General features: G+C 48.7%; 16 protein-coding genes and 2 tRNA genes. 2 read left to right on the forward strand and 16 right to left on the reverse strand.

What is annotated here, in order from left to right; translation table 11 throughout:
- The 8 genes from IE064_RS00005 to IE064_RS00040 form a co-directional block, all read right to left on the reverse strand.
- Positions 1-280 (reverse strand): helix-turn-helix domain-containing protein (locus IE064_RS00005; RefSeq protein WP_189615313.1); only part of this gene is annotated, 280 nt, incomplete at its 3' end.
- Between the two features lie 170 nt (positions 281-450).
- Complete coding sequence (locus tag IE064_RS00010) at positions 451-1,110, reverse strand: DUF4145 domain-containing protein (protein ID WP_189615315.1); 660 nt, start codon at positions 1,108-1,110, stop codon at positions 451-453.
- Entirely contained in the window at positions 1,103-1,864 is a 762-nt protein-coding gene (locus tag IE064_RS00015; protein ID WP_229799813.1) for a Cthe_2314 family HEPN domain-containing protein, read from the reverse strand. The genes IE064_RS00010 and IE064_RS00015 overlap by 8 nt, the downstream gene beginning before the upstream one ends.
- A gap of 481 nt (positions 1,865-2,345) precedes the next feature.
- A complete protein-coding gene (locus IE064_RS00020) occupies positions 2,346-4,886 on the reverse strand; it encodes a molybdopterin-containing oxidoreductase family protein (RefSeq protein ID WP_189615319.1) in 2,541 nt (846 codons plus the stop codon).
- Between the two features lie 2 nt (positions 4,887-4,888).
- Complete coding sequence (locus IE064_RS00025; protein ID WP_189615321.1) at positions 4,889-5,482, reverse strand: 4Fe-4S dicluster domain-containing protein; 594 nt, start codon at positions 5,480-5,482, stop codon at positions 4,889-4,891.
- A 378-nt stretch (positions 5,483-5,860) separates the two neighbouring features.
- Complete coding sequence (gene hrpA, locus IE064_RS00030) at positions 5,861-9,742, reverse strand: ATP-dependent RNA helicase HrpA (protein WP_189615968.1); 3,882 nt, start codon at positions 9,740-9,742, stop codon at positions 5,861-5,863.
- 97 nt (positions 9,743-9,839) lie between these two features.
- The gene (locus IE064_RS00035) at positions 9,840-10,253 is read right to left on the reverse strand and encodes a CBS domain-containing protein (protein ID WP_133038793.1); all 414 of its coding nucleotides are present in this window, start codon (positions 10,251-10,253) and stop codon (positions 9,840-9,842) included.
- Between the two features lie 93 nt (positions 10,254-10,346).
- Positions 10,347-11,351 (reverse strand): isoaspartyl peptidase/L-asparaginase family protein, encoded by a 1,005-nt coding sequence (locus tag IE064_RS00040; protein ID WP_373295241.1) that lies wholly within the window; start codon positions 11,349-11,351, stop codon positions 10,347-10,349.
- A gap of 204 nt (positions 11,352-11,555) precedes the next feature.
- Between IE064_RS00040 and IE064_RS00045 the strand changes: the two genes are divergently transcribed.
- Positions 11,556-13,364, forward strand: a complete 1,809-nt coding sequence (locus IE064_RS00045) for an autotransporter assembly complex protein TamA (protein WP_229799814.1) — start codon at positions 11,556-11,558, stop codon at positions 13,362-13,364.
- Entirely contained in the window at positions 13,361-17,155 is a 3,795-nt protein-coding gene (gene tamB / locus IE064_RS00050; RefSeq protein WP_189615326.1) for an autotransporter assembly complex protein TamB, read from the forward strand. Before IE064_RS00045 ends, tamB begins: the two co-directional genes overlap by 4 nt.
- Before the next feature lie 61 nt (positions 17,156-17,216).
- On the opposite strand, the gene rplY is transcribed toward tamB, so the two are convergent.
- The 8 genes from rplY to IE064_RS00090 all read right to left on the reverse strand — a co-directional run bounded on the left by rplY (position 17,217) and on the right by IE064_RS00090 (position 23,618).
- A complete protein-coding gene (rplY, locus tag IE064_RS00055; RefSeq protein ID WP_133038789.1) occupies positions 17,217-17,504 on the reverse strand; it encodes a 50S ribosomal protein L25 in 288 nt (95 codons plus the stop codon).
- Between the two features lie 128 nt (positions 17,505-17,632).
- Positions 17,633-18,181, reverse strand: coding sequence for a peptidoglycan L,D-endopeptidase MepK (gene mepK, locus IE064_RS00060; protein WP_189615328.1), 549 nt, complete (start codon positions 18,179-18,181; stop codon positions 17,633-17,635).
- Positions 18,182-18,329: 148 nt separating this feature from the next.
- Positions 18,330-19,700 (reverse strand): L,D-transpeptidase family protein, encoded by a 1,371-nt coding sequence (locus IE064_RS00065; RefSeq protein WP_189615330.1) that lies wholly within the window; start codon positions 19,698-19,700, stop codon positions 18,330-18,332.
- Positions 19,701-19,829: 129 nt separating this feature from the next.
- Positions 19,830-19,903: transfer RNA gene (locus tag IE064_RS00070), tRNA-Cys, on the reverse strand.
- 189 nt (positions 19,904-20,092) lie between these two features.
- Positions 20,093-20,641: a CDP-diacylglycerol--glycerol-3-phosphate 3-phosphatidyltransferase gene (gene pgsA / locus IE064_RS00075; RefSeq protein WP_133038786.1), complete on the reverse strand. Its 549-nt coding sequence runs from the start codon at positions 20,639-20,641 to the stop codon at positions 20,093-20,095.
- Between the two features lie 47 nt (positions 20,642-20,688).
- A complete protein-coding gene (uvrC, locus tag IE064_RS00080; protein ID WP_189615332.1) occupies positions 20,689-22,518 on the reverse strand; it encodes an excinuclease ABC subunit UvrC in 1,830 nt (609 codons plus the stop codon).
- Between the two features lie 103 nt (positions 22,519-22,621).
- The gene (gene uvrY, locus IE064_RS00085; RefSeq protein WP_133038784.1) at positions 22,622-23,266 is read right to left on the reverse strand and encodes a UvrY/SirA/GacA family response regulator transcription factor; all 645 of its coding nucleotides are present in this window, start codon (positions 23,264-23,266) and stop codon (positions 22,622-22,624) included.
- A 262-nt stretch (positions 23,267-23,528) separates the two neighbouring features.
- Positions 23,529-23,618, reverse strand: a tRNA-Ser gene (locus IE064_RS00090).
- Positions 23,619-23,697 lie beyond the last annotated feature (79 nt).

The raw sequence follows: 23,697 nt of genomic DNA on the forward strand, positions 1-23,697 counted from the left end.
GTGACAGACAGAGCAATATCGGGTTAATAGGCAAGACGGTTGGCCGCCCCGGTTTCTCTGATTTCAGTCCATCAATGCCACATTGGGTGTACCAGCCCAACCATCGGCCGATGCTGGAGCGGGCTGCACCGGTGATGTGCTGAACTTGGGTAACCGGCAGCCCTTGATGCAACATCAACATCGCAATAAGACGCCTGGCAAAGTGCTTATCGTTGGTTTTTTGAATCAATTTTTGCATGCGCTTGCGCTCAGCGCGGCATAGTGGTGCTAAGATGGCCATTCTCAGTCCTCGGCGAGTGGTGGGTTTGTTTGGCGATAGATCTGATCGCTCAAACAGGACTGAGTTCCCTTCCTGTGATCTACTATTTGGAACAGTTATTTAGCTCACTCGACGAAAGCCGCATCGCGTTTTTTGGTCGGGTGGAGCGACTGGTTATGTTTCATTTCATTTTATAAGTGTCCTGCAATAAATCTTTCGACATCCCTAACCATATCCACTACATCTTGGTCGGAGAATTCGGATGATTTACCATGTGCGGCGGAGTTTCTTATATCAGCTAATGCGGTAATTCTTTTCTGTTGTAATTTATTATAAATTCCTGCCTTCGCAAGGTCCGAGTTCATTTTGTCCAATTTACCATGGGGTATCCCTTCTCGATCACAAAGTTCTCTTAGTGATGTTTCGAGAACTACTCCAGCAACAATTGCCGCAGGAGATATGTAACCTGCTTCGTGAAGAGCCATGGCTTGCTCTAGCTCTGAGTCGAATACTTCTGCCTGAATTAATGAGCGGGTTTCTCTAAGGTAGCCTCCCTCATAATCTTCCCTTGCGGCGAGAAATATAGCTTTTAAACGCTCAAGAGTAGCTAGATGAGTTCCATACAGCCCTGTTTCTTCATTTTTTAGAAACTCTTTATAATGTTCAGAGTTCTCCCCACACGCCTTATTCAATAAGCTACGAGCCTTCACTTTCCACTCGAGCAGAGAGTTTCCTTCAATCTCAATCTGATTCTTTTCAAGGAATCCACTGTATTTTGATTCCTTTGAATCAAGAAGATCTTCCATTTGCTGGTGGAGTTCGCAAAACCTTTTTTTGAAGATATCACTCATTGGCATGCCTTATGAAACATAACGCCGCGCTCTGCGGAAATTTAGGAGCGCTAGCGAGTAAATTTTCCGTAGCAGCGCCTTGTATGGTTTTTTTGGCATGAATTTCATATGTTGGCAATGCCATGTCCAAAAAGTTGCTCACTGATTCTTTAATACGCTGTGTACTCTTAGCGAACTCATCCAGATGCCTTGCAATAACAACAGCTGTTTTTTGCAATATTTGCTCTTCAGATATGCCGATCTTTTCAATTTCACCATTCAGAATTAATTTAGCTTTCCTAGCAGTATCCACCCACTCTAGTTCAGGGTTAGAATATTTGTCATGATGGACAACACCATTTCTTTCGACCCGATACACTTCACACGCTTTGTTAATTTTCTTCAAAGAATTTTTTAATCCTAACTTTTCTACCTTTCGATTCGTAGTGATCGATAAATGATTAACTGATTCTTTGGCCATTTGAATATCGCACAAGTAATTTGTAAAAATTAGCACTCGGTCATAAACCGAACGGCTTCGAATTAGATAGTTCTCAATATGGAATTCTATGTACTCTGCGATTTCATGCTCGTTGGGACAAAACCGGTAAGATTGCTTTACGCATTCTTCTGCTATTTCCAGCTTTTTTAGTGCCGTTTCTATAGTTTTACATGTAGCCCAGCAATCCACATGATATTGCTCGATTTCAGTCTTTTCTGAATTTTTCTGGTGAGTTTCTAAATCTCGTAAGAATGATTCATATATTTGATGCATCAACAAACTCTCCTAGAAACATAACAGCTTATTAGTGCGCATGCGCGTTTACCTCGTTGGACCAGTGAAAACGCGCACAGTTAACTATCTGTATGCAAAGAACTTATCAGCATTCTGTTAAATATACCATCTGGGAAAACGCGCATGCGCGTTTCCCAAACCTATTATCTAATCCGTGAAATTTATAGGTAACTGATTTTAATCCTATTTATTTGGACTAAAGTGTGAAAACGCGCACGAAGGTAGGATGAAAATTGTTCAATTCCGCCATCATTTGAATATGACTGTATGCCTGTCCACTTTAGGCATCGCAAGACATTGCAACATTTGAGATATATGGATGAAAATTTCTAGGCTAGAAAGTCCGTTTATTGCAGCGCCGCCGACAACTTGCTAACTCAGTTAAGCCAGTTCGGTGTTTCACCATCATTTTGCTGTCAAAAGGGAGCAATCGCTCCCTTTAAACGATGTCAGCGTATCATTACACCTTTACTACGTCACAAATGGTGTCGTTCCAGGATTGGTTGCCCACTAGCGGCGAGGGATTAATGGGAATTAAACTATTGGGGTTAAAACCGTTACCAGCTCCGCCACGGCGTTTATCCCACCAAATGTGATTGACCATATCGGCATCTTCCGCTTGGGCAAAAGCTGGCAGTTCAGCTGCTTTACCGTTGCGGCCTTCGGCGATACGACCGCCGTAGTTCATGCCCATAGAGTTGCTAATGGCAATCACATCTGGATGGATACCTTCAGTCACCACCACTTTTACTTTGATTTTGCCGACTACTTCACTGGGATTATGCACTTGGTAGTCTGACACTGGGCGGTAAGAGGTCACTTCAACAAAGTCACCACTTTTAACCCCAAGACGTTTGGCGGTTTGGCGATTTATCCATGCTGGATTGTCGTGCACAATTTCCGTCAGATATTTTTGCGGTGCCGTGCGGCCTTGGGTGTGGACGTTCCACTTAAAGGTGGTCAACACCAACTGATGAGGCTTACGTTGGGTCATGGATTCAGGAAAGGCGAAGTGTGGCCAACCATCATCTTTAATGCCCAATTGTTGCGCCATCTGCTCAACATAGGGTGAATGCAATTCAAACTTGCGAGAAGGCGTTTGGAAGCCACGTTTGGCAACGCCGTTTTGCATCACGCCAATGGCCTGCTTTTTACCTTTAACTTCTTGGTAGATCACGCCGTTTTCAACAGTGGTGCCTAGCAATTGTTCCGCGCTCAACGTTTTAGCAAACGGGCGGTAGTTTTTGGGCTTCTCCCATACCCAAGCGCCATGTTTTTTCATGTAGTCAAAACCGTTCAAACCATCACGTTTTGGCAATGAATTCAAACGATATGCAACAAACTCAGCATAGGAATCAAAGTCGAAATATTTAGCGATATCTGGGCCTAAACGCTTGGCAATATTAATCAAACTATCGGCAAAGTTTTCACAGTCAAAAGGCGGTTCGACTGCAGGCTGACGCAGCACCATGTAGGGCTGCAGCTCATAAGCGTTGCGCGCATCAATGGTGTAACGCTCAAAATAGGTGGCATCAGGCAAAATTAAATCTGCGTAATGCGCCATTTCGGAGTAGACAACATCAGAGCAGGCGTGGAACTTAATCTTCTGCTCATCTTTCAATGCTGCCACGGTCACTTGCGGGCCTTCAGGCCAGTTTTGTGGGGCCGCAATGGTGTACGACAGATAAACATCCACCTGATGTTCGCCCTTGAGCAGCTTGTCAAATACCAGCTCGCTCACCTTCATTTTGGCCCAGTGGTTGGAAAGTGGATATTGTTTGGGATCTTCCAGATCGGTGCTGAACTTCGGCTTCGGCGGGATAGGTGCTGGCTCGGGGAAGTTACTGCCTTTAATGCTTTGCGAACCGCCGTAAGCGTAACCACCTTCGGCACCAACACTGCCCACCAGCGCATTGAGTAATACTACGGCTCGCTCATTGTTAAAGCCGTTTTGATGCCCTTGAGTACCGCGGTTGGTAAAGGCAACACACGCGGGGGCCGCCGTTGCAAACTCGCGGGCAATACGGGCGATATCACTTGCGGCGATACCTGAAGCCTCTTCAGCAAATTTTGGGGTATAGGGTGCTAAGAAGGTTTTGATCTCCGCCAGCGAAACATTCATCCACGCATTAACAAATTCAGCGTCATAGCGATTTTCATTCACGATAACATGTGCCATTGCCAACGCTACCGCACCTTCTGAGGCAGGGAATGGCGCATGCCATTCATCGCTACGCCCCGCGGTGTTAGACAGTCTTACGTCGAAGGTCACCATCTTAGCACCAGCAGCTTTCGCCTTGACGTAACGGCGCATTAACGGGAAGCCGCCTTGGTGCGCTTCTAAGAAATTAGAACCGAAGTTTAAGAAATAACGGCAACGTTCGGCGTCAACCGTTTCCCAATCTTTATCACCAATGGAGGTCAGGTTCGCGGCACGCTTGTTAGCAGAACACAGCGCACGGTGGTTCAGCACAACTGGCGAACCCACCGCATTCATAAAGCGGCCGACAATATCACCAATTTTATTACGACCACCATGGAACACGACGCGCTCAGGATGACCTGCGGCAATCGCCGGTTTGATGCGCTCGGCGATCATCTCATAGGCTTCTTCCATAGTGATACGCTGCCACAAACCTGAACCACGCTCCCCTACCCGTTTCAATGGATAGACAATACGTTCAGGGTAGTTTACGGCTGACACCCCGCCGTGGGCTTTAGCACACAGTTTGCCTTGTGGGTTCGGATCCGTTTTGCTGCCTTCGACCCCAAGAATTTGCCCATCTTTGACCAACACATTCATCCCACAAACATTAGAGCAGTTAAGGCATACACTTGGGACGCGCAGCACATCAGCAATACTGTCTGCCAAACGAAGGCGACTCAGCGCCGCCGTTGGTACTTCGGCGGCAACGGCATTGGGTATTAGTGAAATCACATCGCCCAGTTGCATCGCCGCAACAGTGGCAGCAAATTTCTTAATAAACTCACGACGTTCCATAATTACACCCCGCCCCATTGGTCGATTTCATACAGATGTGGATCAAACGGTTTACCTTCCTGCAGTTTGTCGAGCATCGCTTGCGACACGCCAATATGACGACTGCGAGGGGTATCGGAGGCGCGGTTTTTAATGCCTACGGCATTACTAGGAATAGGCGCATTGTCGGTGATGATGCTGATGGCGTCTGCCACACAAGTGGAAACACACGCGGGTTGCAAACCCACCTTGAGACGGTGCAAACACAAGGTGCATTTTTCGGCTTTCTGGGTGTAGGGATTCACGTACACGGCCCCAATGGAGCAAGCGCTAATACAATCACCACAGCCATTACAGCGGCTTTCATCCACCTGAACGGTACCGTCCACTTTGTGAATTGCCTGGTTTTTGCACGCCACCATGCAATCTGGGTGTTCACAATGACGGCAGGAAATTGGCAGAAATTCACGCTTAACCTGGGGGAAACTGCCAACGTCACGATAAATGGTCATCTGACGAAAATGGCCGAGCGGGGCTTGAAACTCTTGCTTACACGCCACAGAACATGCGTGGCAACCGACACAACGATTAGTGTCGACGATCATTCGGTACGACATAGATTCGAGTCCTAACTGAGATGTTTAAATAACTGCACAACATCCCAGTCGAACCCTGCTTTCGTAAGCACAGGCCAACACATGGCAAAATGATTGGTGCGGGCTTATTAAAGTAGAAGAATCGATTTAGTTGAAATACTAAAATGCAAATGCTCGACTCAAGTCACGCTAGGTTGCCACAAGCGCTAATTAATTCACCAAGAATCGGTCAACGTGCCGGTGTTGCAACGTCCCTAGCAGCAGCGTAGCAGCCCTAAATATTGCCATCGCTTCGAGTCATTGCCCGTAGTGATTTTTTGCAGCAACGGTCAAAAATAGCTCCCGACTAGAGCGATGGCGATGTCGTTGTGCTGCAGACACAACCGATGCGTCACGGGATTACACTGATTTTAATTGATTAAGAATGCGTTTTTCCGATATGGCATAAGCAGTGCCAAGCGTTTGCGCGAAACAACTCACCCGATACTCTTCCAGCATCCAACGTACTTCTGCCAACGCTGGTGGCACCGCCTGTGATTTGGGCAATTTTGCCAGCGTTGCTTGATATTCGGCAGTGGCGTTATGAATACTGAGCAGATGCAGTTTGTCACGGTTTGGGTCCACCGGCAATTTATCCAGCCGGATTTCAATCGCCTTCAGATAGCGGATCACATCACTTAGCCGTTGCCAGCCTGTTGCTTCCACAAAACCTTTAAACACCAGTTGGTCTAATTGGCTTTGAATATCACTCATAGCAAAAGCAATATTCAGGCTGATTTTACCTTTGAGGCGTTTGCGGATACGTTGATGGGTCGTGAGAATTTCTTCCACCTTGAGCGCAATGGCTTCAGCCGTACTGTTGAGCTCTTGCCGAACTATATCTCTGGCTTGTTCAAACGCTGCCGGTGAACGGACATCCAACGCCTGTTCATCAAGGATCTGCTGCACTGCTGCATGGATGATATCATCAATCAGTAATTGCACCTGACCAAACGGGTTAAAGTACATTGCCAGCTTGGCTTTATTGGGCAACGCCTGCTGCAGATGCTTTACCGGCGACGGAATATTGATCAGCAGCAGTTTACGCACGCCTTGGCGATGTAAAGATTGCGCCTGTTGTTCATCATCAAAAAGTTTGATGGCAACATTATCACCTTCATCCACCAGCGCCGGAAACGCTTTCACCTCATAACTACCGCGACGCCGTTGATATTCCTTGGGTAGCTCACCAAAACTCCACTCCGTCAGGGCTGTCTGTTCTATGCCTTTATCGGCCACTTGGCGAATAGCCTGTTTCACCTGCCCTTGCAACGCTGCTTTCAGCTCATCTAGGTTACGTCCTTGAGCAATCAATTGGCCTTGGTCATTCTCAATTTTGAAGTTGATCAGCAGGTGCGGTGGCACCACAGTTACATCAAAATCTTCTGGCGACACTTTAGTACCGCTCATACGCAGCAACTGCCGACATAAACTATCGAGTAACGGCTGTTGCAGCGGTTGCATGGCTTGCACACAGGCACGGGCATAATCCGGTGCCGGGACAAAGTTGCGCCGCAGTGGTTTAGGCAGTGACTTTATCAATGCGATACATTTTTCTTCGCGTAATCCAGGTACTTGCCATTCAAAGTCTTTGTCTTCTATTTGATTAAGCAACGCCACCGGAATATGCAGCGACACGCCATCGTCTTCTTCGCCAGGTTCAAAACGATAACTCAGTGGCAAGGTGAGTTTTTCCTGCTGCCAGTTATCGGGGAAGTCCAGTGCCGAGACATGGGTATCATCACGCTGCATTAGCAATTCACGGCTGAAATTGAGTAACTCTGGCGTTTGCCGTTGCTGCTGACGCCACCATTTGTTAAACAGTGGCAGATTGAAAATCCCCTCAGGAATACGCGCATCGTAAAAGGCAAATAAGGTATCTTCATCGACCAGAATATCGCGCCGCCGCGATTTATGTTCCAGCGACTCGACTTCTTCAAGCAGTGCCAAATTCTGTTTATAGAATGTATCCGACAGCTTCAGCTGCCCTTCTGCCAGCCCGCTACGGATAAAAATCTGCCGCGCTTCTACCGGTTGGACTGGGCCAAACTGCACCTTACGGCGGTTGACCACCGTCAAGCCGTACAGCACCTGATTTTCTAGGGCGATGACCGAACCTTGTTTAGCCTCGAAATGCGGTTCTACATAATGCTTTTTAATGAGATGAGCCGCTAATGTTTCCAGCCATTCCGGTTCAATAGCCGCACAATTACGGGCGAACAAGCGTGAAGTTTCAGTGAGTTCAGCGGCCATCGCCCATTTGGGGCCTTTTTTGGCTAAGGGCGAGCCGGGGAAAATATAAAACTTGCGGTTACGGGTGCCCTGATATTCATTATTCTGATCTTTGAAGCCGATATGACTCAAAAGCCCAGACAGCAATGCCTGATGCAGTGGGTCATAACTCGTGGGTTCACTGTTTAAACGCCATTTCAAATCATGCACGCTCTGGCGCAGTTGCGCATACAGATCCTGCCACTCGCGGATCCGTAAATAAGACAGATATTCGTCCTTCATCTGTTTGCGGAACTGATTACCAGACAACTGCTGTTGTTGCTGTTTGAGGTAGTTCCACAAATTAAGCAGCGCGACAAAGTCCGATGACTTATCCGCAAAGCGGTTATGGGCTTCGTCTGCCGCCTGTTTTTTATCCATGGGCCGCTCGCGCGGGTCCTGAATTGACAGCGCGGCGACAATCACCATTACTTCCTGCAAGCAGCCGAGTTTGTTGGCTTCCAGCACCATGCGCGCCAAACGCGGATCTACCGGAATTTTCGCCAGTTCCTGCCCTAATCGGGTCAACCGCAGTTGCCCTTTATGGCGCTCTACTGCCTGTAACTCTTCTAGCAACAGAAAACCATCACGGATATTGCGTTCATCCGGCGGTTGAATAAAAGGAAAACCACCAATGTCCCCCAGGCCAATAGCTAACATCTGTAAGATTACTGACGCCAGATTGGTTCGCAGAATTTCCGGATCGGTAAACCGCGGGCGGTTATTAAAGTCATCCTGCGCGTACAACCGGATACAGATCCCTGGGCCAACACGGCCACAACGGCCCTGTCGCTGATTGGCACTGGCCTGTGAAATGGGTTCTATCGGCAACCGCTGTACTTTAGTGCGATAACTGTAGCGACTGATCCTGGCGGTTCCTGGGTCGATAACATAGCGGATGCCGGGAACCGTCAATGAGGTTTCAGCCACATTAGTGGCGAGTACGATGCGACGGCCAATATGAGACTTAAATACCTTGGATTGCTCACCATAAGACAGGCGCGCATACAATGGCAGAATTTCAGTATCCCGCAAATTACGCTTATTCAGTTGCTCCGCCACATCACGGATTTCCCGTTCACCATTCAGAAAAATCAGAATATCGCCGGGACCTTCTGCTACCAGCTCATCAACTGCGTGAAAAATTCCTTCGATCAAGTCAAGATCTTCATCTTCATCGCGTAACAGCGGCCGGTAACGGGTTTCTACGGGATAGGTGCGGCCACTGACTTCCACCACCGGTGCATGATTAAAGTGACGCGAGAAACGTTCCACATCGATGGTGGCAGAAGTGATAATCAGCTTAAGATCCGGCCTTTTAGGCAAGATCTGTTTCATATAGCCAAGAATGAAATCGATGTTGAGACTGCGCTCGTGGGCCTCATCGATAATCAAACAATCATATTGCGACAGCCACTTGTCTGATGCCAGTTCCGCCAGCAGAATACCATCGGTCATCAGTTTGATATAAGAATCGCTGGAAATCGCATCGGCAAAACGCACTTTGAAGCCGACCGCCTGTCCTAACTCGGTCTGCAACTCTTCTGCAACTCTTGACGCTACGCTACGAGCCGCCAGTCGTCTAGGCTGGGTGTGACCTATGATGCCGCGGCTGCCGAACCCCAGTTCCAAGCAGATTTTGGGCAACTGCGTGGTTTTACCAGAACCGGTTTCCCCAGCAACAATCACGACCTGGTGTTGAGTGATGGCCGCGGCAATTTCATCGCGTTTTTGCGATACCGGCAACTCTTCTGGGTAATGAATTTTTGGACGATTATGCAGTCGCTGCTGTACCCGCTCATACGCCGCCTGTGCCTGTTCGGTTAATTCAGCCAGTTTGGCAGCTTTAGCCGTTGCATCTTGCTGATGTTGCAATTTAGCCAGCGCACGACGAATAACTCCAGCATCTGCCTGAAAGCACTGCGCCAGATATTCTCGGGAAAGTGGGGACAACTTGCGATTCAAAACAATAATATCCAATAAAAAGAAAACGGCGGTCCTAACAAGGATACGCCGTTTTGGATATGGTTTGTAAATATCGTAAGGTGATTGCTGGCTTTATCGACAATCAGGCGGGGGTTTTATAACAATGCTCGGTGTAACTGCGGATAGCCGACAATACATTGAAACGATCAATGACCCCAACCACCCGGCCATGTTCCACCACTGGATAGATTTTGGGTTTTTGCCCCAGCATCTGTTCCGCCAGTAATAACACACTGTGGTCGGGATTAACCCACAATACCTCAGTACGCATGCGGTCTTTAACCAGATCCGCCAAATCACAGTAATAGCTGCTTTTCAGCATTGCGGCCATGCAATCCTGCTGTGATAAAAAGCCCACCAATTGCCCAGTTACATTGACCACAGGTGCACCGGCTTTATGTTGATTCAACAGTTGTTCCACGGCTTCAGCTATGGTCATCTCCGGCGACAATAACACCGGCTTACGATCCATATGATCGCTGACTTTAATATCCATTACCTTTCCCCAAGGTTGAAAGTTCACTGGTTAAGTGTAGTTGTGATTCAGCACTTGGGGAAAATGCGATAAGTCGATTGTCTTAATTAGTTTTTACTGATCACGCCAAATCATCACCAGCGGATCTTCACCATTTTTGCGGCTGGCACGGTACATACCTTCAGTATTGAACGGAGTGGCAATGTTGCCACGCTGGTCAATAGCGATGACGCCACCAGTGCCGCCGGCACCGATTAACCGCTGGTTAATCACTTCATCAGCGGCCTCTATAATCGATTTATGCAGATATTTCACGCGAGCACAGATATCACCGGTCACGTGGTAACGAATAAAATATTCTCCCCAACCGGTTGCTGACACGGCACAGACACCATTTTCGGCATAGGTTCCGGCACCAATAATGGGAGAGTCGCCAATGCGCCCAAAACGCTTGGCGGTCATGCCACCGGTAGAGGTGGCGGCCGCTAGATTGCCCTGTTTATCCAGAGCCACGGCCCCCACCGTACCAAATTTGTAGTCTAGATCCAGAGGATTGACTTTAGCTTGGTAGTCTTTCTTTTCTGCCGCGGCTATCTTGGCCTTGGCATCCTGTAACTGCTGGTAGCGATGCTCGGTATCAAACGTATTGGCAGGCACCAATTTAAAGCCCTGAGTCAAGGCAAACTCCTCAGCCCCAGCCCCTGCAAGCATCACGTGCTCTGATTTTTCCATCACGGCACGCGCTAAATCGATAGGATGTTCAATATGGCTGACACCGGCAACGGCGCCTGCATTCATGGTACTGCCGTCCATAATCGAGGCGTCCATCTCATGCTTACCGTCCCAAGTGTAAACCGCGCCACGTCCGGCATTAAATAGCGGGCTGTCTTCCAGTACGTTAATGGCGGCTTGGACCGCATCGATACTGCTGCCCCCATCATCAAGAATTTTATAGCCAGCATTGACCGCTTCGGTGAGTTTGGCGCGATATTGTTTCAGTTGTTCGTCCGTAAGATTGGCCTTAGAAATCGTCCCAGCACCGCCGTGAATCACAATGGCATAAGGCGGTTCTGCCGCCCATGATGGCAGAGAAGGAGTCGCCAGCAGGGTCAGCGCCATCCATAGTTTTTTTATTTTGGTTTTCATTATTTTGTTTCCGTGTTAACAAGCTGTCCCCTTTGTAGCGGTTTTACTTAGGAAAAACAATCCACGGCTTGCTTGCGGATAATGCAAAGGTAACAATATCCTTCAGGAATGTTGCAATGCCGGGTTGGATTTTTGTTCACCAGATACCTTGTTACCCCTTTTGTATGGTTAATAACCATGACCATGCTGCTGATATCGTGGCCTTTGCTGGCTGCGGATAAACCATTGTTAAAATTGCAGATCAATGGCGTAGAAGGCGCGCTAAAGCGCAATGTTCTGGCACATCTGGGCCCCATGCCTGAAAATGACACGCAAAGACGCGCTTGGTTATTTGATGTCAGCAATGGCGTGCAGGATGCCTTGCAGTCGTTGGGGTATTACCACGGCAAGCTACAACAACAATTGGAACAGAAAGAAGATGGCCCTTGGCAACTCACCTTGACCATCACGCCCGGTGATGTCACCCGTATTCAATGGGTGGACATAGTGCTGGATGGCGAAATTCGCAGCGACACAGTAGTTAACCGCTGGCTGGATCAAGTGAAGATAAAACCCGGCGACCCGCTAAACCATGGTGACTATGAATCCGTCAAGGGACAGCTAGCAACGCTGGCATTATCCCGCGGTTATTTTGACGGGCATTACACCTTAGCGGAGATCCGTATCAACCGCGATCTGGATCTGGCCAAAATCAATCTGCGCTTTGATTCTGGCAAACGTTACCATTTCGGTAAGGTCAGTTTTGAAGGGCATACGTTAAAGCCCGGGTTTCTCGACAAACTGATCTCCTTTGATGCCAACGCCACCTATAGCACTCGGAGACTGTCTGCACTCAATCAGGAACTGGTGGATACCGGTTATTTCGCTAGCATCAAGGTATTGCCACAGTTGGATAAACTCAGTAATGACCAAGTGCCGGTGAAAGTGGAGTTATCGCCAAAGCCTGATCATTCGTTTCAAGTGGGGTTAGGTGCCGATATTGGCAACAGTTCTGATAGCGAAATCGACCCCAGAGTTAAGCTTATCTGGCGCACGCCGCAAATTAACCGTTATGGCCATTTTCAGGAAACCAGTATTGAATGGTCACCCGATCGGCCAAAAGTCATGTTCACTTACACCATACCGCTAAGTCATCCGCTGGATGATCAACTAAAACTGCGGTTTGGATTGTTGTGGGATAAATATGGCGTCACTCAGCAGTATGACAATGCAACTCAAGAGTTCAATAACACCGGACAGTTGGAATCTCGCAAGCGACTGATCGGCATCGGCCGCAATAAACGCTTAGGTCACGGCTGGCTGTTCAATTATTCGCTGGACATGCTACGCGAAGAATACACCCAATCGGATGTCACTTATGACCCACAATTTCTGCTATTGGGTGCCAGTATCAGCAAAACAGTGCGCGGTGATGCCAGTCTTGACCCTAAATCGGGTTTCCGGCAGCTATACAGCGTTGAATATGCCGACCCAGCACTTGGCTCCGATGCCAGACTCAGCAAATTTGAAGCGCGTTTTAAGTGGATTGATACTTTTTTTGACAAACATCGTTTTGTGGCCAGATTGGATTTAGGGATGAATGTAGTCACGAATAATGATCTGGCTATTGTGCCACCGTCACTGCGCTATTTTGCGGGGGGAGACCAGAGTATCCGTGGCTATAGTTACCAAGAGCTGGGCCCTTATCGCGAATATACCAATAGCGACGGGGTATTATCTCGGGAAGTCATCGGTGGACGTTATCTCGCTGTTGGCAGCTTGGAATATCAATATTACCTAACACCTCATTGGCGGCTGGCCACCTTTGTTGATGCGGGTAACGCTTATGATAACGGTCAGATGGCACCCATAGTTGCTGTAGGTGGTGGTGTCCATTGGATATCACCGCTGGGCCCCATCAAGCTGGATATCGGCTTTGGCGTACACGATCCCGATATTGATTACCAACCCTGGCGCATTCACCTGACAATGGGAACAGAACTATGACGGCTGAACATGAAATGCCGAATGTTCCCCCAGCACAGGGACGTCAGGCAGCAACGCCCTTGCGCCGCACCATCAACTGGCTATTGCGGCTGTTGGTATATCTGCCAACATGTCTACTGCTGCTCTTAGCATTGCTAGTAGGAACCGGACCAGGTAGCCATTTAGCCATCAAGTTGGCAGATTGGCTGGTGCCGGATCTGCAACTCAGTTATCAAAGTGGCACGCTCAACGATAAACTCGAACTGCAACAAGCCGCCTGGCAGATGCCTGGTATTAGTGTGCACAGTGGACATCTGTTACTGCAATGGCGACCCGCCTGTTTGCTGCAGGCCCAACTGTGTGTAGACGAGTTGCAGATGGACGGGGCGACTGTATCTGTTATCACGGCACAATTAGCGGATGCCACAGCGGCTTCAACCACCACGACCAACAACCAACTGCAACTTCCCTTTGGTATCCAGTTAAGAGCCGCCAGATTAGCGCAGGTCCAAGTGCAAGTGAACGATATGCACTTCAGCGGCAGCGAACTTACATTAGCCGCTACCTGGCAAAAAAGTGGACTGCTAGTTGAGTCTCTACAAACGCAGGGCATTCAAGTCATTATCCCTAGTGCTGCCAAAGACACCAACAGTGACCCATCGTGGCCACTGGCACAGCTACCTGAAGTCACCATGCCATTTCCCCTTAATATTCAATCGGCGCTACTGACTGACTCAACGCTGATAATGGGTGAGCGTCAGGATAAATTTTCCCGGCTGGATTTACAGGGCAGTTTTTACGGCCAGCACCTGGCACTGCAACACCTACAGCTCAGTCATGACTATGGTGATGGGCAGTTTAACGGGGACATCACACTAGCAGGACGCTATCCGCTGACACTCCACGCACAGTTGCAGATCCAGCAGCTCCCGCAACTTCCAGGTCTACAGTCGCAACAACTGACGGCCGCTTTAACGGGTGATTTCCGGCATCTGCAGGCGGAGTTGCAGTTAAATGGTGAACAACAGGCCACCATTAATGGTCATATCGACCTGACCAACGCCGCCCTACCTTATGACATAACCGTAGAGCACGGCAAACTACACTGGCCGTTGACTGAACCGCAATATGCTGTGGCAGGACTAACACTGCACAGTAAAGGTTCGTTGCAGCAACAGACGGCAACTATCAGCGGTAACTTTGACACGCCTTGGTTATCACAAATTGACATAACCGCCGATGTTTCGCATAAGCCGCAGCAGCTAGACATCGCCGCCTTTAAAGCCTGGTCTGCTGCTGGTCAACTGACACTGCAAGGTTCACTGGATTACGCTAACGGCATTAAGTGGCGAGCGAAGGTGGGAGTCGAAGAACTGAATGCAGCTAAGATTGCCTTAACTACTGATGATGTCACTATTCCCGAAAGCAGCATCAGCGGCTCGTTTAACACTCACGGACATGTAGCGGATAAACAGTGGCAGGTTGCAATAGCCGCAGCGGATCTGCAAGGTTCGGCGGCGAAAACGCCCTTTGCACTGACCGGGAGTGCCGATGTGGATCAACGCTGGCATCTGCACAGCAAAGGACTACAACTGACCGCCTTTAACGCCGCCTTATCGCTAGACGGTAATGCTGGCGAGAAATGGGATCTTAACGGCAAGCTGACAGTACCAGAGTTAGCCATGTTCTATCCGCAAGCCCACGGCAGTATCAATGCTGATATCACGGTACGGGGTGATGAGTCACATCCGCAGTTGCTCCTTGACGGTAGTGCCGCACAGCTCAGCTTTAAAGACTACGAATTGCAAAACGCCCAAGTTAATGGCCGTTATACGCCGCTGGACCAACATGCCTTCTCGCTGCAGTTGCAGGCTCATGCGCTCACGCTCAGTCACCAGCAACTGGATAGTCTGACATTGGTTGCCAATGGCGATCTCAACCAGCAGCAGCTCACCCTCAGCAGTCAGGGGCCTCAGAGCATCAGTCTCACGCTTAACAATCGCTATGATCAACAAAAAAAGCTCGTGAGCGCTCAGCTAGAACAACTGCAATTAAATACGAATATCGGTCGCTGGCAACTGCAACATCCGGCAAGTTTCCGTTGGGATTTGCAAAAACAGCAGGGGCAAGTGGCACCATTATGCTTGCAGACCGATCGTAATCTGCTATGTCTGCAGCAACCAGTGACGATTGCCGATAAAGGTGTGGCAACGCTGCATTATACCGGAGAACCAGGAGAGCTCTTAACAAACCTGCTGCCTGAAGGCGTGCTCTGGCAAGGCAAGGCCGATATGGATGCCAGCGTAAGCTGGTCACCCAAAATGAAACCCACAGCACAATTACAGTTTAACATTGCACCGGGACGCATCAGCTTCCCGGAAGGGCGTGACTCACCGGCACCCATCGATTTTGATGGGGGTTTTATCAAGGCAAAACTGGATCAACAGTCCTTGACGACCCAAGTAGAATTTACCGCCGGCGACATTCTGCAGTTACACAGCCAGCTAAATATTGGGGTCTCACCCACGCATCCGCTGCAGGGTTCAATCAAAATGCAGCAAATCAATCTCAAACCATTGCAGCGGCTGGTGCCACAGTTGCAAACACTGCAGGGGCTAGTTAACGCTGATATCGCCATTGCAGGCAGCCTACAAGATCCACAGTTCAGTGGCCAACTGCAATTAAAAGACGGTGAATTAGTCAGCACAACCAACCCAACAAAGATTGAGCAACTTCAGCTACAGCTAGCATTTGCGGGGCAACATGCCACCTTGCAGGGTAACTGGAAAATGGGCGATGGCAACGGCGAAATGCAGGGTGATATTCGTTGGACTGACGGCCAGTTTGAAGGCGATCTGGCACTCAATGGCAAGGCGCTGACGTTGATCCAACCGCCATTGGCTATTCTCAAAGTGTCGCCAAATCTACAGTTGCACTTTGCCCCCAAACGTCTAGATGTCAAAGGTTCTGTCGATATTCCGTCCGGCAATATCAGCATCATGCAATTACCCGATGGCGGTGTCGGCGTATCACAGGACGTGGTGTTTGACGATTCCGTGGCGCAAATACAGGCGCGCGCGGCGCCCATGGCAATCAGTGCCGATATTGGGCTCAATGTTGGCAATAAAGTAGCCATAGACGGCTATGGCTTAAAAGGCATGCTCAGCGGCACCCTGCGACTACAACAGCAAGCAAATAAGCCGGTACAGCTTTTTGGTAATATTCGAGTGTTGGACGGCAGTTACCGGTTTATGGGGCAAACATTATCCATTACCACGGGTGAGTTGCAATTTGCCGGGCCACCACAAGTACCCAATCTCAATGTTGAGGCGATCCGCGAGATAAAAGATGACGATGTTGTTGCTGGAGTACGGGTCACCGGCACACCGCAAAAACCAGTAGTAACGCTATTTTCCAACCCTGCAAAGGAGCAGGCTGAAATCTTATCCTATATTGTTCAGGGCAAAGGCTATGACTCCAGCCAAAATAACTCGCTAATGCTGGGGGCGGCGATGGCCCTAAGTGGGCAGGTCACTGGCGGTGGTCAAGCGTTGAGCAATATTGGTAATACCGCCGCCGGGCTCGTGGAAAAATTTGGATTTTCCAACGTGCAACTCGACACCAATGACGATGGCAAAGTCGCGATCAGTGGTTATCTGGGCAAGGATTTGATGCTCAAATACGGCGTTGGTGTATTCAACCCCGGTTATGAGATGACAGTGCGCTACTATCTTTTATCAAAACTCTATCTGGAGTCCGTCACTAGCACTGTAGGACAATCGCTCGACATCTATTACAGTTTTGATCTGTAACGGCAGTGATGTTTACCCACAAAAAAAGCGCCCAAGGGCGCTTTTTCAGAAGTGTCGCGAATTAAGCGTAAACAAAGTCAACATGTTCGATGATTGGCTTGAACACGTGACGTTGCATCGCCTGAGCGCGGACTTTCACTTCTTTGCCATCGAGGACAATTGTCAGCTCGCTGGTATAGAAATCGTCGTTAGTCTGCACGTTGATGATGTCTTTGTGATCAAAAACGATAGATACTGGCTCTTTACCGGTACCATAGATAACGCCTGGAACTTTACCCTCACGGCGCAGGCGGCGGCTCGAACCTTTCCCAATCTCTGTGCGGGTAGCGGCTGGAATTGTGTAAGACATAACAATTACTCTCTGATTATAAAAATAACTGGTCGCCATTTTCGACCAACGGCGACCTCGTATAAAGCGGGCGGATATTACCACAGCCAATAATCAGCGACAAGCGCTAAAGCGTTGTTAATACGCAGCTACCAATGGCGTACAGGGCCACAATCTATGTGGACAAATCCGGATTTAGGATAATAACCAACGCCACCGAGTTTCAGACTTAGCGCCGCTTCGCGCACATGGCTCAGTTTCATACCGGGGATAGCAATATCCATGGCCATACCTGACATGTGAAAACTTTTTTTTGCAACGCCACTACTATGAGATCGCAACATAGCATTAGTTTTAGGAGAACGATAACCGGAGATCACATGCACTTCTTCAGTGGTACCAAGTTGCTGCTGCAGTTGGTACAGATAGTCAAACAGCCGCTTATCCATCGGCGCTTCCAGATTTTGCCGATGATCTCTTAGCAAGTGATTAAAAGAAGACAATGTATCGCCAAGATACTGCCCGTCTAGCCAATAGACGCCATCCTGACGTTCCCCGGTGTGAATATTATAAAAACTGAGCGCCCGGCTACCCTTAGTAGAACGACTCGCCATGGCTTTTGCGGGAAGAAGAGACATTAACGCCACGCCCCCGAGGCCTTTCAACAACTGCCTGCGGGCAGGACATACGACTGACAAATTAACCACCTTTCTCACAATGACTCACGATAAACGTCCAAAAATTAACCGCTTTCAGATAACAGGTCAACCTCTGATTCCGTGAATCTGTGCATATTTCGTACAAAAAGTGTCGGCAGTAGACTATTTTTCACCCGATGGCAAATAGTTATCTTAAGTCTACAACTGTAGAAAATTTGTGGTAAACGTCATCTCGAAACTGTGCCGTCCCCTGCCCGTCAACCCAGGCGTTCCAGTAAACGATGTAAACGGGTAGCGGCTGTGTTAGCGCAAACCACTGTGTAGTTTGGAAATCTTGCTGCATATCGTGCCATTTGCGGGGATCACGTACCCAATGCTGCCCCAGCCATTGCGCTAATTCATCAGCCTTTTCAACCCTGACACATCCCGATGATAAGGCCCTATCGGCCCGATTAAACAACTGTTTCTCAGGGGTATCATGCAGATAAACATCGAAGCTGTTATCGAAATGAAATTTAAATCGCCCTAACGCGCTATGGACACCCGGCTGCTGCACCACACGGTATGGGAAACGGCCGTATGCCAATTGCTGCCATTGCTCTGGTGTTTGCTCAATCTGATGGCCCTGATAGTCAAATACCCGGAAATCCTTCTGCTTAAGATAATTGCCGTCTTTACGAATATGGGGTAGCAGATCCTTGCGTAAAATACTGCGCGGCACATGCCAGCCGGGATTAAGTACCACGCTGGAGATACGACTTTGCAACAATGGCGTCTGCCGGTCAGGCAATCCCACCACAACCCTAGATTGCAGCACTGGCGTACCCGCATCAACCAATTGCAGCTCATATGCCGGGACATTTACTAAGATGTAACTGGCTGGCAACTGCTCACGATAACGGGTTTCAGCAACAAACGACTGTGCCAACCATATAGCTCTTTGCTTGGGTGCAATATTCAACCAATGCAGGGTTTGAGAACCGATAACAGCGTCCTGTTTTAATCCGTGCCGCCCCTGAAAATGGCGCACGGCGGTGGCTAGCGCGTCAGTATAGTCATAACCGTTGTCGGGATAGTGCGACAAATCGCCTAGCCACAATAATCGTTGTGTGATTTGGGGGATGGCAGCATGGTTGTCGCCTGGGCGTAACCAGCCACCGGGACGAATTTCCGGCCACGGCTGCTGTTGTAGCCAAAGCAAGTATTGAATACGGTTAACCGTTGGTTGGTACTCTGGCCGCTGTGGCTCTAGTGCAAGCGCTCGTTGCAATGCCGTCGCATCTTTCGGTAAAGCGCTAAAAGGCAACACTACCCCTTGCTGTTGCCAGAAATGGGCGAGTTCTTGCTCTACCGTTTGTTGCTTATCTAAGGAATAGGATTGCCCATCGGCCAGCGACTGCATGGCAACGCGCAGTTGCTCCTGCTCTGGCAACAATGCCAACATTTGCAACTGCTCGGTTAATGTTTTCCATGCGGTGTCATCATCAGGCTCAGCAGCATGGGAAACCGATACTAACAAACCGCAAAGTAACACCAGCAACAACCGAAAGTCTGCCATAACCTCTCCTCCAACATTGCTAAAGTATGGCAAAGTCGTGAAAAAATGTGTGGTGTCAGACAAATAACATCAAAACTAGTTGAGGTGATTTAGAGGAAAAATGAAATTGCTAAAAACTTTATCAAGAAATGGAGGCGCGACCCGGAGTCGAACCGAGGTCCACGGATTTGCAATCCGCTGCATGACCACTCTGCCATCGCGCCTTTTTTGGAGCGACATACCGGGTTCGAACCGGTGACCTATACCTTGGCAAGNTGCACTGTAAAAGCCTTGCGCTTTTACGGCTTGGCATTCTACCGGTTTACCTTTGACTGTCAACGCTGAAATCATTGATAACCGCTTGTCTGAGCACTAATTAGTCTCGTTTGCTCAGTTTCGTGTGACAGCTCACATCAGCCAGCTGTTAAATCTTTCCAGGCAGCCTTAATGTAACTCATCATTGACCAGAAAGTCAGCAAAGCCGCGATATACAGCAGCACATAGGCAATCATCACCATGATCGGCCCGGTTTGCCATATCAAGCCAATAATCGCCACCATCTGCGCCGCAGTTTTATATTTGCCAACCCATGACACCGCCACGATGCCGCGTTTGCCAATTTCCGCCATCCACTCACGTAGCGCCGAAATAACGATCTCCCGACCAATCATGAATAACGCCGGTAAGGTTAGCCACGCAGTATTGTACTGTTCCACTAGTAGCACTAAGGCGGTGGTGACCATCAGTTTATCGGCGACTGGGTCAAGAAACGCCCCAAATCGGGTGGATTGCTGTAACTTCCGGGCTGCGTAACCGTCAAGGGCATCAGTAATGGCTGCCAGCCAGAACACAAATGCCGCAAGAAAATGGGTCCAGTGATATGGCAGATAAAACACCAACACAAACACTGGTAACAGGAACAACCTGAACCAGGTCAAGGCGATAGGGAGATTGAAAGGCATGATAAAACCACGTTATTGTCTGCACCGACAATCTTGCCCTATTTTGTTTAACCCCGCAATGCGTCGTGAATTGTTTGCGCCATTTCTGGACTGATCCCTGGCACCTTTGCCAATTCACTGACACTTGCGCCCTTCACTTCCTGCAATCCGCCAAGATATTGCAACAATGCCTTACGCCGCTTCGGGCCGACCCCAGGTATAGATTCCAGAGTGGAGGTATTACGGGTTTTCTGGCGCCGATTGCGATGTCCGGTAATCGCAAAACGGTGTGATTCATCGCGAATATGCTGGATTAGGTGTAACGCTTCAGAGTCGTCAGGCAAACTGAAACTTTCCTCTGAATCACCAAAAATTAACGTTTCCAATCCAGGTTTGCGACTCTCGCCCTTGGCAACACCGATTAAGAGAGGCGCATTATCCAGGCCACTAAACTTACGATTGACCACCTCTTGGGCCATTCGCAGTTGGCCCAGGCCACCATCAATAAACACAATATTGGGGATCTTAGCGTCGGCGGTGATCTTATCGAACCGACGCTCCAGCGCTTGTTTCATCGCAGCATAGTCGTCCCCGGGGGTAATCCCCTTGATATTGTAGTGACGATATTCAGATTTCTGCGGCCCTTCACGATTAAAGACCACACAGGAAGCCACCGTACTTTCACCCATGGTATGGCTAATATCAAAACACTCCATACGCGCTACCGGCTGCGATAGTTCCAGGGTTTCCTCCAGCAGCAAGAAACGCTGTTCTACTGTATTTCGATGCGACAAGCGGGTGTTGACGGCATTGCTGGCATTAGTTTGCGCCAATCGCAGGTAGCCCGCGCGATCACCTCGGACATTAGTCTTCACCGCAACTTTCTTCCCTAACGCTTCAAAAAGCACCGTTGTCAGTTCTTCCAGTTCCTCATAGTGCTCGCTGATGAGAATTTCCTGCGGTAAGGCCCGATGAACATCAGTATTAAGATAAAACTGCAACATAAAGGCTCGCAGCACTTCAGCCAGTTCCGTGGCAACAGGCACCTCAGGGTAGTAGCTGCGACTACCAAATATTTTACCTTCGCGGATAAACAACAGATGAAAACAGGCAATGCCAGAGCCGTAATGCACCCCTATCACATCCATGTTGCCAGAGGTAGACGATACCTGTTGCTGTTCGGCCACACGTCGCAGAGCCATAATCTGATCGCGCAACTGTGCAGCCACTTCATATTGCTGTTGTTCCGCCGCGTGTTCCATTTTTGCCACCAAACTGGCAATCACCTGTTGGTCTTTACCCTTGAGAAACAAGGTCGCCAGTTTTACCTGCTCCTGATAATCAGCATCAGCAACCAGACCAACGCAAGGCGCACTACAGCGCTTGAGCTGATATTGCAAACAAGGCCGCGAACGTGCTTTGTAGTAAAGGTCATCACACTGACGTATTGGAAACAGCTTTTGCATTAAATGCAGACTTTCTCGGACGGCACCGCCATTGGGATACGGCCCAAAATATTGACCTTTTTCCCGTTGCGGTCCGCGATGATATGCCAGTCGCGGATGCCGATGCTGACTCAAAAAAATATAAGGATAGGACTTATCATCTCGCAGCAGCACGTTATAACGTGGCAGATAGCGCTTGATGTAATCATTTTCCAGGATCAGTGCTTCGGTTTCACTGTGCGTCAGCGTGACATCAATATTGGCAATATGCGATACCAACGCCTGAGTTTTAACATTAGGTAGGTTCTTACGGAAATACGATGATACGCGTTTTTTGAGATCTTTGGCCTTACCAACATAAATCACCTTGCCGACAGCATCATACATGCGATACACGCCTGGTGATGATGTCAGATTTTTCAAGAAGGTTTTGGCATTAAATGACGGCGTCATAAATCGACTCAATAACAGTAACGTATTGGCTAATTGAAAAGCCTATGGCTCCCGGGTGATCCCCAGACGAGCCATCATAATGGAAAGCAATTAAATGACAGAGTTAAAACTGTCCTGCATCAAGCATCTTATAGCGAATGGCCAGTTTGGTCAGCTCGACATCACCACTAATTCCCAGTTTGGCAAATAGGCGATAACGGTATGAATTAACGGTTTTGGGGCTAAGATTCAACTGTTCGGAAATATCATTCACCTTTTCACCATTGGTGATCATCATCATGATCTGCAGTTCACGTTCAGATAATGACTTAAACGGGTTTTCATCAGTCTGACTAAACTGACTCAACGCCATCTGCTGGGCAATTTCTGGTGATAAGTAACGTTGTCCCATCGCCACCTGGCGAATGGCCTGCAACATTTCAGGTGGTCGGGCGCTCTTGGTGAGATAACCACAAGCCCCCGCCTGCATCACCTTGGTTGGGAAAGGATCTTCTGTATGGATGGTCAGCACGATGATGCGTGCCTGCGGCTGATACCTCAGAATTTTTTTGGTGGCTTCCAGCCCACCGATACCTGGCATATTCATGTCCATCAGAATGACATCTGCTTCATTCTGACGACACCACTGAACGGCGCTTTCACCATCATTGGCTTCGCCGATCACTCGAATCCCTTTCTCGTCCTCCAAAATTCTGCGGATCCCGGTTCTGACCAACTCGTGATCATCTACCAAATACACTGAAATCAACGTTAACCCACCTTGTTATTCTTGGCTGCGGGGAAGGCCCAACTGAGCACTGTCCAGATTAATTTAGCCTATCTTCGAAATTAAAGAAAGTTAAAGTTAACTTTATGATTAATAACGAAAGTTAATGGTATGTAATCAACGTTCCACATTGTTTAAAACAAATCCTCAGCTAAGGATAAAACAATAATAAAAATTAAATCGGGGAATTGAGCACGAAATGAAAAAGAAAAGCCCGCTGCAAACGCAACGGGCTTTCAGAATTTGGCGGAGGAGCAGGGATTTGAACCCTGGGTGGGGGTAAACCCACGCCGGTTTTCAAGACCGGTGCATTAAACCACTCTGCCACCCCTCCGAACGGCGCAAATATTATAAGCTCCATTTCAGCTTGTAAACCTTTATTTTTAAATATTATGTTTTGCCGCTCAAAAGCT

This window comes from Shewanella fodinae (assembly GCF_014651955.1).
In the GTDB taxonomy this organism is placed as follows: domain Bacteria; phylum Pseudomonadota; class Gammaproteobacteria; order Enterobacterales; family Shewanellaceae; genus Shewanella; species Shewanella fodinae.